The sequence below is a fragment of the Bacillus sp. UNC322MFChir4.1 genome (genome assembly GCF_000746135.1).
In the GTDB taxonomy this organism is placed as follows: domain Bacteria; phylum Bacillota; class Bacilli; order Bacillales; family Bacillaceae_G; genus Bacillus_A.
On the sequence record NZ_KN050812.1, the window covers coordinates 143,321 to 155,716 of the forward strand.

Below are 12,396 nucleotides of genomic sequence, written 5' to 3' on the forward strand. Positions count from 1 at the left end.
AAGCGACTTTTATATCAAAAAATTAAAATGGATTTATGTATACTGCTCCGTTAGCGTAAAAAAAGAAATGAAAACATACATAGTCCTATTCGTAAACAAATAGGACTATGTATGTTTTTCAACCCAATCACGTATAAATTGCCTTTCATCTGAAGTAAAAGCAAAATCTCCATAACGGATTTTTTCATACAATCCTACTATTTCATAGGAACAACCGATACGTGTAAACCACTGTTGAATCGTTTCATAGGAACGTCTTTGTTTAGCCTGTGGTAGCTGTCGTTCCCATTTCACCAGTTCAGCACGTATAGGATGATGAGGTAACAAATCACTTTTTATCTCTGCAAAATGGAGTAAAGCTGGTTGAAGAAGGGGCTTCTTTTCATCTATTGTGTCTTGTCGCAATTGCTTTTTGTTTTTTTTAGATCGATAAATACGCCAAATAGTGATTAATATAATACTTGTTATACAGATATAGATGATTATATTTAGTTTGTCAGAAGTTGTTCCTGGCTGTAAGTTAGGAGTGAACGTACCTTTTGCCTCTTGATCTACTTCGTCTTCAAAATAGCGACCATGTCTGCTGGGATCATTTGCTTCATCACCCACACTATAAGTTTTATAACGTTTCCCCTCACCACTCAACTCTTCTGCAAATCCCTCTACAATGTCGACGATTCGATTACTCCTCATCCATTCCTGCATTTTCTCTCTTGAATATAGGGCTCCTTGTGATACCGTACATGCTACAATGATCGTTATGCAAACTAACATCAATCGAAACCTATTAGCTACCCACTTGTTCATAGGATCTCCTTCCTCTTTTCAAATCTCGAACCAGTTTATTTACCATTATAAAACAAAATATATTAAATTTTCCGTAAAATACAAATGTGTTTTGACATTACATATAAATACTACTAATAGTAGCTTCTTAGTTATGAATATTGTCCAATGTTTAATTTGATTGAGAACACTTTGCAACAAACCTCATTCTTGATACAATTACTGTAAAAAAAACGAGTTGAATGATTGGGGAGATTGACATTAAAAAATTTACAGTATCTTACCTTTATTCTTTAATTAGCTTAATTATTTCAATGAATCTGTTCGGAATCATTACGTCTCCAGCGCAATTAGACTGGAAGAATATTTTTGCTCTTACAAAAATGCTACTAATTTACGGAGCACCCATCGTATTAATAGGGTGTATAGTCGGTGAAGTATTATATAGAGTCGTTATAATTCCTAAATCTATATCTTTCAAACTAGGTTTCGTTATATATTTTCTATTAGGTAGTATCGTAATGTTATTTATTAAAGTTATTCTCGGTAAAAATCACCTAGGTATCGACGTCTTATTAGATTTATTAATAGGACTTTCAACTATTTGTTCGGTAGTTTTTTTTATAAAACGACATACATACAAATAAAAAACGTCGTAAAAGCGACGTTTTTTTGTGTGCTGATTCAATATATGTATAAAGTGAAATTCCCCTCAGCTTTCTTTGAATCTTGTGCTAGGGAGCGGGAGTATTAATACTATCCCTATCTTTTTTATGGCAACTCATATTCCCATTTATGAGTACATTCCGTCAGCATGTACTGTCCTGTACCTCTTTCTAGATCTTCCTTATACTTTATGTAGCCGCATTGCTGGTGTGAAGTGATAATGTCAATTGGTTTATCCTTCGACTGCTTGAAGCGGCTAAGATCAGGCGTTACTTCTATCCAACTTGCTTTCGTTTTTTCATCATAACGGGATTTCAAATGATAAATGAGCCAGCCTTTTGATTCTTCAGATGCATCGTTGGCTAAAGAAGACTTTCCACCATAATATTGACGAGCTACCGTGATTTCCCCTTCTTTTCCTTTCTTCATGTCCTCCATGAATTGTACAATTTCATTATGATCTGCACTTTTCACTTCTTCCTCAAAGGTATTGCGATTTTCTAAAATTAGTATGATTGCTATTACCGACATTATAATACCGATTATTGTCCATTTGATTTTCACGTGATCACCCTGCATTATTATTTGTAATTCAAATTCAGCGTCATGCGAAAGAATACACCAAAACCCTTTACCATCTTACCATAAATTACTATATTTTTGTCTCACTAAGGAGTAGTGTAAGCGTAATACACTACAATCTCAAAATCATATAAATAAAAAAACTGCTCAAACTTTTAATTGGACAGCTTCTTTACATAAAGGAAGTGCAAAAATATTGAACAATTTCTGCTACTCTATTAAATTGTTATAGTAGTACCATCAAATTTTGTAAAAGTGAATCCGCTAAAATTTTCATTATAAGTTTTTTTATAATCGTGAAGAACTCCAATTGCTACTGCTTCTCCTAGCTTCATACCCTCACTTATATCAGTACGCCAGTGAACACCTGCCATATCGCGGCCAATCCCAATATTACAAGCAAGTTTATTTAATTCATCTCCTACTGTCAAAGATTGTCCAAAATAAGGAAGCAAAGAAAGACCATTCGTGTCCGCTACAACCGGCTGCGGAATGATAAATGATTCATTAAAAAAGGCCTTCAATACAGTAACGCCAGCACCGACAAAACTAGCATGACCAGAAGGATATGCTGGATGAGTCGGACACCCTTCTGAGTAAGCCATTGGTAACAAATACGTACCAAATCGGCTAAAGACTTGAGAAACAGCCTGCGAGTTTAATAGTTCTGAGTTAATTGGATACTTAGCAGCGCCTGTTAACTGATTTTGAACACGGCCCCCAAACTCTTCGGGGCGAAGTCTGCGATGAACTAAAAACTTTTGAAACCAAGCTGCTTCGAGTGCTACCTTTGTTGTTCTACCTACTAAATCTAAAATATGCGGAGCACCAAAGGTTGCAAAACCCTTTTGCGTTTTGGAATGTAAATACGGATTACTTGTCGACAATGCCGCTTCTCCAAAACCAATTAAAATCAAACATGCAGAAAGACAAGCTTGATAGGGAAAATCTTGATGCACATATTCTCCTAAATCACGTCCATTACGAATATATCGTGAAGTAGTATCAAATACCATTTTTTGCGCAGGTGAACCATTTTGAATATCCAACCATTCTTTATAAGAAGTCATATAGTCTTTATTCGGCAAGGCAGTGCGATATTTTTGAACCACCGCTGTCGCTCCAAAAGGTACGTCTTTCCACATAAATTGCGAGATGTAAGGACCAATTAAACTGCCAGGTATACCGCCGCGGAATAAGGTCCCTGTCGTAACAACTCCCCCGGCTTTTGGGCCACGAAAGTCCGAAAAACTTGAGAGATCAGAAGCAGCTGCATTAGCAAGTGGACTCGTATCATATTCTGTAAAAGGTACATCACGTAATAATGCTTGCCAATATAATTCAGCCATTTCACTTGCTTCCCATGCACTACTAAACGCCGGAGGAGCAGCTATACTTAAATGATGGCTATCTGGTCCTTCTAGCTCATAGGCATAAGCAGACTGCGGATTCGTTAGTTTCACAGTCCCACCTAAAATTAAACTTTCAAAAGCACTTGGTTTTCCACTTTTCAATGCTTCAATCAATTTTTGGTAAGCGCACAAATCAACTTCTCCAAGGTTATTATGCGGTAAAGCCTTAGAATAATTAGCAATTTTGTTTAGAAAACGCTCTTCATCTCCATTACACAATTGCTTTGGAATAGGAAGACTCTTTTGATAAAATGCCGCGGCCAAACGAATATCTAGTGCTTCATCGCTACGCTTCTCTGCACTTATCGGTCCTATTTCACAACCCTTTACGCTATTCGCTTTATGTGGAAACGGATATCGAAGATGGTTTTCTTGATTCCAAATGTGTTTCATTTACTACCACCTTATCACACTCTAAATTTGTATTAACTTAAACTTTCATTTGAATACCATTTAGTATATTCATGTATTTCCAATTACGATACTAAACAGGCTGCCTTTTTAATAGAATGAAGGCAATATTCAGTGTCAATTTCTACATTCGGTTTTATATCAATAAAAAGAGGTTGTTTTTTCCAAAACAGAGAGGCCCTGTTTTCTATATCTTCCCCCTGTCATTCATCATCTTCACCTTCAAAATCTTCCAATCTATCATCGTCCACCACATATGGGCAAGTATCCTCACGAATAAATCGTACTGCATCCAACCCTATCATTTGGGCTGGTATTGACTTATTGCCGTCTGGTAAAATCGGTGCAATCGAAAGGTCTGCAACCTTCAGATTTTTAGTTCCGAAGACATTTAGGAAAGCATCTACAACCCCATCCCCGATTGTGGTCGCCATTTTATATTGGCCTCCAAAGTGAGTGAAAATGAATACGAAGCTCTGACAAAACTAGCTAATTTAGCCCACTTTTCATTCTCATCCGGAATTTGGAATACACTTTCATCAGAAAAGACTACCTGCTAAATACCTCCCGGATCAATCTGGCGCTTTCATTGAATAAAAGAAGAGCACATATTATAACTGACTAATATGTGCTCTTCTTTATTTTTAAGGATTTTTAATCTCGAGTGTAATTTGACCATCATATGGTGAAATGACCATCTACTGGATAAATTATCTCCATATCCTCTTCTATACTTGCATTGCCTTCTCTTTCAATGCTCTCCGCAAAATCTTTCCTGTCGTATTTTTCGGAAGTTCTTCTAAAAACTCAATGCTGCTTGGTATTTTATATTTCGCCATGTGAAGCGCGCAGTACGCCATCAGTTCTTCCACTGTCACATTTGGTGTTTTCGGCACGACATATGCTTTCACCGCTTCGCCTAAATTTTCATCTGGAACGCCGATTACAACTACTTCCGCAATCGCTTCATGCATATATAACACTTCTTCTACTTCGCGCGGATACACGTTATAACCGCCAACAAGGACGATGTCTTTTTTACGGTCTACAATGTAAAAATAACCTTCTTCATCCATTTTTGCTAAGTCACCTGTGTAAAGCCAGCCACCCCTAAGTGTTGCTGCTGTATCTTCTGGCGCTTTATAATAGCCTTTCATTACATTCGGACCTTGAACGATTAATTCTCCTACTTCACCAACTGGTACTTCCTCACCCATTTCATTGACAACTTTATTTTCCACATTTTGAACGTTCGTTCCGATTGAACCTGGTTTACGCGGACGATCAATTGGATTAAAACATGTTACAGGTGATGCTTCTGATAAGCCATACCCTTCTGAGACAATCACGTCGAATCGTTTTTCAAAGTTTTTAAGAAGAGCAACAGGCATAGACGCACCGCCAGAAATACAGAAACGGAGTGTATGAACATCCTCAGCACTTGCTTCTTCATATAAATATAAATAATTATACATTGTCGGTACACCGGCAAATATTGTAGCCTCATATGTACGACAAATGCGAAATACTTCTTTCGGACTAAACTTCGGCAACATTAAAATCGTAGCGCCGTTTACAATTGGTGCATTGACTGCAACTGTTAAACAAAAGACATGGAACATCGGCAGCGCCGCAATAACACGGTCATGCTCTGAGTATTGTAAATACGAAGCAACATCGCTTGCATTACTATATAAATTTTTGTGCGTTAACATCGCCCCTTTTGGCTTTCCTGTCGTTCCTGATGTATATAAAATAACGGCAATGTCTTCTTCTTGTATTTCTGGACCTTGAAAAGCGATGTCCCCTCTCGCTACTAACGTCGTAAACGTTTTCAAATTTTCGGTTTCTTCATAGGTTGAATCTGCTGTGGTTTCACAAATGATGATATTTTCGATAGAAGGAAGTCTAGATGTAAGTGATTGCATAACTGGTAGAAGGATGTCTAGTGTGATGATTGCTTTAACGTCTCCATTTTGTAAAATGTAATATAGTTCATCTGGTGTATAAATCGGATTGACTGGAATAACTGTTGCTCCGGCACGCATCGCGCCGTATAAACCGATCAAAAAGTGCGGCGAATTCCCGACAATTAACGCAACATTGTCCCCTTTTCCAATGCCCATTTTTGCTAAACTACTTGAAAACTTTGTGACTAATCCATTAAATTGGTCATAAGATACCGACTGATCCTGAAAAATGTAAGCCGGCTTGTCCCCTTTCTTTTTCACCGTTTCGGCTAATCTTTGAACGAGATTCACAAAAACCCCCACCTTTTATAAAATTATAAAAATTCTAAATACATTATATTAAAAGAAAATTATTGGTGCAAGTTACATTTTATAAAACATATATAAAAAACAACCACATGTAAGATATGGTTGTTTTTCATGCAACTAAAAGAATAACGATAAGAAATCTTTTTTTGTTATATTGCCAAAATAACGCGGCACTTCTACATCAGTTAACACTTCTGCAAATGCTTCTTTATCAAATACCGTACCACTTAAGCGCTCTTCGATATCACGTACATCGAGAGCACCGAAAAAGTCCCCGTAAATCTTGCATTCTGAGACTACGCCTTTTTGTACTTCTAACCGAACATCTACTTGTCCAACTGGGAAACGGTGTGATTGCTGTAAGTTAAATTTTGGAGATTTCCCGTAGTTCCAATCCCAATTTCGATAACGTTCTTCTGAGATTTTATAAATTTCTTCCCAATCTTTTTCCGTTAATTCGTATGTTGGAATTTCATTTTCTCCTTCAAAAATATTTTCTAAAAGTAGCTGTTTAAATTCGTCAATTGTAATTATTTCACTTAAAAATTCCGCAATATTTGCAACGCGGCTACGAATCGATTTAATACCTTTTGATTGAATTTTATCCAGCTTTACATTTAACGCCGAAACAACATGGTCAATTTCGGAATCAAATAGTAACGTACCGTGACTAAACATCCGCCCTTTAGTCGAAAATTGAGCATTACCAGAAATTTTTCTTCCTTCTGCTAAAATATCATTACGGCCGCTTAGTTCGGCGTTAATTCCCAATTTTCCAAGTGCGACTGTCACCGGCTCTGTAAACTTCTTAAAGTTATGAAAACTATCTCCGTCATCTTTCGTGATAAAGCTAAAGTTTAAGTTTCCTAAATCATGATACACAGCGCCGCCGCCAGAAAGACGTCTTACAACTTGGATTCCTTTTTCACGTACATAATCCGCATTAATTTCTTCCACTGTGTTTTGATTCTTCCCGATAATAATAGATGGTTTATTAATGTAAAACAGTAAATATGTTTCATTAATATCTAAGTTTTTCACACAATATTCTTCAATCGCTAAGTTAATTGTTGGATCTGTAATTCCTTTATTATCAATAAATAACATCGTTTCACCTCAAGATTCCCAAACGTAACCGCTATGTGCAAGTGCGATGCGGCCGTTAAAAATTTGTTTTGCTTCCGTTACTAAATCGGATAACTCGCCAGCATGCGGCAAGTGAGTTAAAAGTAGTTCTCCTACATTTGCCTGTTTTGCAATTTCGCCTGCTTCTGTACTATTCATATGCCCAGCTTTTGATCCATCTTGATGCGCATACATATTACATTCACAAATCAATACATCTGCATTTTGCGCAAATGAAACAAACTTTGGCATGTAACTAGAATCTGCTGTATATACAACAGTTTTCCCACCTGCTGTAATACGCATTGCAAAACATATAACAGGATGCACTGTTTGTAAGAAGGAAATGGAGAATGGACCAATTTCTAATGTGTCCGCTGGGTTGTAAGGAACCCCTTTTGTATACGGTATATGTGTTAACGAAGCAAATCCCTTTTCATCAAAGGTATGTCCATAAATCGGCAGTTCTGGTAATCCACCATTTATCAAGCTTGCAATTAAACGTGCATACTGAAGTACCCCAATATCAGCAACATGATCGTGATGATAATGCGATAACAGAACAGCATCTATATCAGAAGGAGTTATGTATTTTTGAAGCTGTGCTAGTACACCGCTGCCACAGTCGACAAGTAAACGAAAGCCATCATGTTCAAATAAATATCCAGACGTTGCTTCTCCTACCTCTGGAAAACCGCCCCAAAAGCCGACAACCGTCATTTTCATATGCGTTCATCCTTTCTGTTTCACTTTTTCTTATACATTCTTAACTATAATGGATTTTCTACACATTTTCATTATTTTCAATTTTGTTATAAAACAGTTGTTGACTTTCGTTATTTGTACTAATACAATGTTAGTAAGAAATGGAAATGGAGGGATTTACATGTTAGATCAACCGATGGAGTTTTTTAGAAATTTACCGGCAAAAACTTGTGCCCATTGCGGAAGAGAAATTGATGAGCAGCACGAGGCTTACCACAATAAATGTGAAGATTGTACGCACGAAGAATAATAGATTGTAAACATAAAAAAACCTAGCAGATATCATCTACTAGGCTAGCATCATTGTACTTTTCACCGTTGAACCTTTCACCAAGAGCTCCAGTTCAAACTCGTACACTTCTTTATTTCGATAATTTTTCGTATGAATTTTATCCATCATCAGTTCCACAACTTTACGCGCCATTTCATCAATTGGCTGATCAATTGTTGTAATACCTGAGTCTGTAATTTGTGATAAGAACTGATTATTAAAACCAACTACAGCTAAATCATCTGGAATGCTCCAGCCTTGTTTGCTTGCTTCTGCGATGATTCCTGCTGCGACTTCATCCCCCCCTGCCAAAATAGCGGTAGGATTTTTTTTGTCTTGCAAAAACTCATAAAATATATTTTTTCCATCCTCAATGGAGTAAGCGCTTTCAACAAAATCAATTGACTCCACTTGTTTGCTCGCTTCTGTTACAGCACGCAAAAAGCCCATTTTTCTCTGTTGGTTAATTACCTTTGACTCTCTGCCACGGCAAAAAATAAGATGACGATATCCTTGATCTAATACATGCTTCGCCGCTATGTATGCTCCCTGTGCATGATCAAAGTTTACAGTTGGAATATTCGCTTCATCAATATATTCATTGCATAAAACAATCGGTCCATGCTGTAAATACGGCTCAACATCTTCCCAAGCATTTTCAAGTGAACATAAAATAATTCCATCTACTTGTTTCGTAGATAGTAGCTGTAAGTACTCCATCTCTTTTTCTGGTAAATATCTTGTTTGACAAATAATCAGTTTATATTTATGATCTGAAGCTACAATTTCAATCGCCTCAATAAATTTACTGAAAAAAGGATTTGTGATGCGCGGAACCAACACTGCAATAGTTTCCGTCTTTTGCTTGCGCAGTCTTCTCGCCGCAGAATTCGGAACAAATCCAAGATGCTTCATCGCTAATTGTACTCTCTTTTTCTTTTCATCTGATACATACGGATGATTATTAATCACCCGAGAAACCGTTGTTCTTGATAACCCCGCTAATTTCGCTACGTCCTCGATCGTCGACACGAAATCCTCCCCCTTTTGAATGAAAACGTTTTCTTAATTAGAATTATATAGTATATAATTGGAAACTGCAACATACCTTAGCAAGAAATTACTATATTGATATTGCAAATATAAAAAATCAAGAAAAGTATCATTATAGAGAGACATTAAGCTTAAACGTAAAACGGGTCATCTTTCCACATGATCTGTACAGAAAGATGACCCATATATACATTTTAGCTCTTCGACATATAAGTTGCTGCTATGCAGAATACAACATAACCTGCATCCGCTTTTTCATTTGTATATCGTTAAAAGTTATTCATTTTCCTTCGTTACTGTCCATGATTTCTAAAAACCTTTAAATGTATCCTTTAAATCATCATCCGTTACTTTTATATCTGCTTGTTTCAATAAGTCTTTATAAAATTGTTGTTGCCATTGTTGATCTTTTAAACGTCTATTTTCTAACTCTTTACGAATATTTTCTTTTTCCTGATCAAAAGGTTTCAATTCTTTTTTCTCTGTTAATTTAATAATGTGATAACCAACAGATGATTTTACTGGATCACTTACCTGCCCCGTTTCTAATTTATAAGCAGCTTCCTCAAATTTTGGATCCAGTTGACCTGGACCAAACTCTGGTAATTCTCCACCTTTTTCTTTTGAACCAGGATCTTCCGAATATTGTTTTGCTAGCGCCGCAAAATCTTCTCCATTATTCAATTTTTCTGTGATTTCTTTTGCTGTTTTTTCATCTTTCACTAGAATATGACTAGCTTTCAGTTTTGGCTTATAATAATCCTTTATCTCTTTTTCTGTAACAGATGATTTAATACCTTTTTCAAAAGCTAGTTGTACTTTCATTTTATCTTTAAGCTCTTTTTCATTTTTAACACCCATTTGTGTTAAATAAGCGTTAAATTTGTCGCCCATTTGTTTTTTTACTTCTTCAACTTTTTTCTTTGCTTCATCATCCGAAACCTTATATTTATCAAGTAAAATTTTCTCCAACATTGCTTGCTGTAAAATAGTTTTTCCAGCTTTTTCTTTTAATTCTTTATTAAACTCTTCTTTTGTTAAATTTCCTGATTTTGATGTAGCAATATTTTCCGAATTACCACATGCTGATAATAAAAGCATACCGCTCATTGCAGCTCCAATAAAAATATTTCGCTTTTTCAATATTTTCTCCCTCATTCTGGGGTCCTACTAACATGCAGAAAACACATTTTCATTAACGTATATATTCCGATTTTTTAGTACTGCCCTTTATTTGATTTTTAGTAATATATATTTACACACGTACAGCTGTGCCACTTACAGCAACCATTAGCATTCCATCACGAACAACCTCGTAGTCTACATCGATACCAACAATTGCATTTGCACCTTTTTGCTTCGCAAGACTTTTCATTTCTTCCATCGCAATATCACGTGCTTCTTTTAACTTACTTTCATATGCGCCAGCACGGCCACCGACAACGTCACGCACAGAAGCAAATAAATCGCGTACAATATTTGCCCCCATAATTGCTTCACCGTTTACGATATCAATATACTCAATAATTTCTTTTCCTTGAATAGCAGAAGTTGTTGTTACAATCATTGTTAGCACACTCTCTCTCTTCAAATTTATTATCAATTCTTATATTCTTATTATTACATTGAAACAATGAATCAACTATCTTATAACCTTACATAAAGATTACACTTCTGTAAGGTTGCATAAATAAAAAAAGAAGAAACAATCGTATTTACTGACGATTGTTTCTTCCTTCTATTTATTTTAAACATTGCATGTGGTAGGAAAAGTCCCTAACCGTTTCTATGCGCGGTCAGCTGCTCTCGTCTCCCCATCATACTTGTATATAAATATGTCACCCTTCAATCAACTTATATATATCTTCTTTTACAGGAATAGAAGATATTGCCCCTTTTCCTGTCGTCGTAAGGGCACCGCTTGCATTCGCAAATGTTAATATCTCCTGCCAATTCATATGAAGCACTTCTTCTATATTTTGTTGACTCACGTTTTTCTCTAACAATTTATACAAGAAACCACCAATAAATGCGTCGCCTGCACCTGTTGTGTCCTGCACTACAACACGATATCCAGTTGATTGATACTGTTTATCCTTCATATATAGTTCCGCACCTTGCGCCCCTTTTGTATACACGACAACTTGTACATCCCCTACAAACAAGGACGCAATCGCCTCTTTTTGATCAGAAATGCCTGTAATAAACTCTAGCTCTTCATCTGAAATTTTAACGATATGTGCAAGCGGAATAAATTCCAAAATCGTTTTTCTACACTCTTCCGCATATTTCCAAAGTGGTAGACGTACGTTAGGATCAAAGCTGATAATCCCTCTATTTTCTTTCACAGAGCGAATCGCCTTCACATGCGCATATTTCATCGGGCTTTCTACTAAATCGACAGAACAAAAATGAAGAATATCACCTTTTTCAAACCAACTTTCATCTATTTCATTTTCATGAAACAACAAATCTGCAGAGGGATTACGATAAAAAGAAAAATCACGTTCACCATCTTCACGTAATGAAACGAAAGCAAGGCCTGTATTGGCTTCGTTCGTTCTTGTAACCTTGTCTGTATTTACACCTACTTCTTGCAATTGTTCTAAAAGGAAATCTCCAAATGCATCAGTGCCGAGCTTTGTAAGCATATAGGACTTTCCTCCGTACTTTGCAACTGCGGCTGCTACATTCGCAGGCGCCCCTCCAGGAACGCGTTGAAATTCCACTACATCTTTTAACGATTTTCCTTTTTGAATAGGAATGAAATCAATTAAAACTTCCCCGATTGCGTATAAGTTCTTCATATATTCCAGCTCCTCCTTATTTATAATCCCATTTCGTTGCTTGTACGAATACATTTCCTTCTCCCGCAAAAAAATAAATTTCTTTGCTGTCGGTTCTTGGGAAAATGCGACTGGTAAATACCTGTTCTCCATCATTATGTATTTATATACTTTGAAAATCAAAAGTAATTGTATTCTCATAAAACAAAAAACCAACCTTACATTTTTGTAAGGTTAATGTAATAATAAGGAATTGTTCC

12 protein-coding genes and 1 pseudogene are annotated in these 12,396 nt (G+C 36.3%); 1 reads left to right on the top strand and 12 read right to left on the bottom strand.

The window, feature by feature from the left end; all coding sequences use genetic code 11:
- Positions 1-105: 105 nt before the first annotated feature.
- The 7 genes from BR72_RS22630 to BR72_RS22665 all read right to left on the bottom strand — a co-directional run bounded on the left by BR72_RS22630 (position 106) and on the right by BR72_RS22665 (position 7,987).
- Positions 106-807: a hypothetical protein gene (locus BR72_RS22630; RefSeq protein WP_035437404.1), complete on the bottom strand. Its 702-nt coding sequence runs from the start codon at positions 805-807 to the stop codon at positions 106-108.
- Positions 808-1,557: 750 nt separating this feature from the next.
- Complete coding sequence (locus BR72_RS22640) at positions 1,558-2,016, bottom strand: hypothetical protein (RefSeq protein WP_051957399.1); 459 nt, start codon at positions 2,014-2,016, stop codon at positions 1,558-1,560.
- Between the two features lie 236 nt (positions 2,017-2,252).
- Positions 2,253-3,839 (bottom strand): vanadium-dependent haloperoxidase, encoded by a 1,587-nt coding sequence (locus tag BR72_RS22645; protein ID WP_081904974.1) that lies wholly within the window; start codon positions 3,837-3,839, stop codon positions 2,253-2,255.
- Positions 3,840-4,060: 221 nt separating this feature from the next.
- Positions 4,061-4,291, bottom strand: coding sequence for a GMC oxidoreductase (locus tag BR72_RS27520; RefSeq protein ID WP_035437409.1), 231 nt, complete (start codon positions 4,289-4,291; stop codon positions 4,061-4,063).
- A 294-nt stretch (positions 4,292-4,585) separates the two neighbouring features.
- Complete coding sequence (locus BR72_RS22655; RefSeq protein ID WP_035437412.1) at positions 4,586-6,118, bottom strand: fatty acid--CoA ligase family protein; 1,533 nt, start codon at positions 6,116-6,118, stop codon at positions 4,586-4,588.
- Between the two features lie 135 nt (positions 6,119-6,253).
- Positions 6,254-7,243: a lipoate--protein ligase gene (locus BR72_RS22660; protein ID WP_035437414.1), complete on the bottom strand. Its 990-nt coding sequence runs from the start codon at positions 7,241-7,243 to the stop codon at positions 6,254-6,256.
- Positions 7,244-7,252: 9 nt separating this feature from the next.
- Positions 7,253-7,987, bottom strand: a complete 735-nt coding sequence (locus BR72_RS22665; protein WP_035437416.1) for an MBL fold metallo-hydrolase — start codon at positions 7,985-7,987, stop codon at positions 7,253-7,255.
- 160 nt (positions 7,988-8,147) lie between these two features.
- Between BR72_RS22665 and yhfH the strand changes: the two genes are divergently transcribed.
- Entirely contained in the window at positions 8,148-8,276 is a 129-nt protein-coding gene (yhfH, locus tag BR72_RS26030; RefSeq protein WP_081904975.1) for a protein YhfH, read from the top strand.
- A gap of 39 nt (positions 8,277-8,315) precedes the next feature.
- On the opposite strand, the gene BR72_RS22670 is transcribed toward yhfH, so the two are convergent.
- From BR72_RS22670 to BR72_RS26885, 5 genes and pseudogenes are all read right to left on the bottom strand, one after another.
- Complete coding sequence (locus BR72_RS22670) at positions 8,316-9,329, bottom strand: LacI family DNA-binding transcriptional regulator (RefSeq protein ID WP_035437420.1); 1,014 nt, start codon at positions 9,327-9,329, stop codon at positions 8,316-8,318.
- 330 nt (positions 9,330-9,659) lie between these two features.
- A complete protein-coding gene (locus BR72_RS22675; RefSeq protein ID WP_035437421.1) occupies positions 9,660-10,493 on the bottom strand; it encodes a peptidylprolyl isomerase in 834 nt (277 codons plus the stop codon).
- 112 nt (positions 10,494-10,605) lie between these two features.
- Positions 10,606-10,917 carry a heavy metal-binding domain-containing protein gene (locus BR72_RS22680; RefSeq protein ID WP_035437600.1) on the bottom strand — a complete coding sequence of 104 codons (312 nt, stop codon included), beginning with the start codon at positions 10,915-10,917 and terminating at the stop codon, positions 10,606-10,608.
- A gap of 271 nt (positions 10,918-11,188) precedes the next feature.
- Positions 11,189-12,157, bottom strand: a complete 969-nt coding sequence (locus BR72_RS22685) for a carbohydrate kinase family protein (protein WP_035437424.1) — start codon at positions 12,155-12,157, stop codon at positions 11,189-11,191.
- Positions 12,158-12,173: 16 nt separating this feature from the next.
- A pseudogene (locus BR72_RS26885) lies at positions 12,174-12,293 on the bottom strand (GH32 C-terminal domain-containing protein); the annotation flags it as partial.
- Positions 12,294-12,396: the final 103 nt, after the last annotated feature.

Bases quoted from the DNA above. Each gene is read 5' to 3' on its own strand.
- BR72_RS22680 (WP_035437600.1), bottom strand. From the start codon at position 10,917: ATGATTGTAACAACAACTTCTGCTATTCAAGGAAAAGAAATTATTGAG.
- BR72_RS22660 (WP_035437414.1), bottom strand. From the start codon at position 7,243: ATGTTATTTATTGATAATAAAGGAATTACAGATCCAACAATTAACTTA.
- BR72_RS22645 (WP_081904974.1), bottom strand. From the start codon at position 3,839: ATGAAACACATTTGGAATCAAGAAAACCATCTTCGATATCCGTTTCCA.
- yhfH (WP_081904975.1), top strand. From the start codon at position 8,148: ATGTTAGATCAACCGATGGAGTTTTTTAGAAATTTACCGGCAAAAACT.
- BR72_RS27520 (WP_035437409.1), bottom strand. From the start codon at position 4,291: ATGGCGACCACAATCGGGGATGGGGTTGTAGATGCTTTCCTAAATGTC.
- BR72_RS22665 (WP_035437416.1), bottom strand. From the start codon at position 7,987: ATGAAAATGACGGTTGTCGGCTTTTGGGGCGGTTTTCCAGAGGTAGGA.
- BR72_RS22630 (WP_035437404.1), bottom strand. From the start codon at position 807: ATGAACAAGTGGGTAGCTAATAGGTTTCGATTGATGTTAGTTTGCATA.
- BR72_RS22685 (WP_035437424.1), bottom strand. From the start codon at position 12,157: ATGAAGAACTTATACGCAATCGGGGAAGTTTTAATTGATTTCATTCCT.